Source organism: Vibrio sp. 1978, from assembly GCF_033344345.1.
The window spans coordinates 1-564 of sequence record NZ_JAWPOP010000830.1; the positions used below are offsets into that span (position 1 = coordinate 1).

The 564-nt window shown below is 44.5% G+C and carries 1 protein-coding gene; it reads left to right on the top strand.

Going from position 1 to position 564, the window contains the following annotated elements:
* Positions 1 to 564: D-alanyl-D-alanine carboxypeptidase/D-alanyl-D-alanine-endopeptidase (gene dacB, locus R8N49_RS29355; protein ID WP_318190724.1), on the top strand; the 564-nt coding region annotated here is incomplete at both ends.

The following is a 564-nucleotide window of genomic DNA, read 5'->3' on the forward strand; positions in this document are numbered from 1 at the left end:
AAAAAAAATGGTTTAACGCGCATTAACGGTGACTTGTGGTTAGACAACAGTGCCTTTACAGGGTATGACCGAGCGGTGGGTTGGCCGTGGGACATTCTGGGGGTTTGCTACAGCGCTCCGGCTTCTAGCATTACACTCAACAACAACTGTGTCCAAGCTTCTATCTATACGCAAAAAGATGGCGGGACTCGAGTCTATGTGCCTGAGCATCAACCTATTCGTGTTAAAAGTTCGGTCGAAACCGTTTCTAAGACGATTCAAAAGAGCCGCCATTGCGATTTAGACCTGCTTGCTCACCCAGACAATCGCTACGAATTAAAAGGATGCTTAGTCGAACGAGAAAAGCCGCTGCCTCTCAAATTTGCGGTTCAAGATCCTGAACGTTATACCAGTCAAAATATCAGTACGTTACTCAAGCAATTAGGTATTGAGCTCAAAGGCAAAATTAAGATTGGTTCAGCGCCACAGAAACAACGTAAATTGATGGCATTACATCAATCAAAGCCGCTATCCGATTTACTTGATGACATGCTCAAGCATTCTGACAATTTGATCGCAGACACA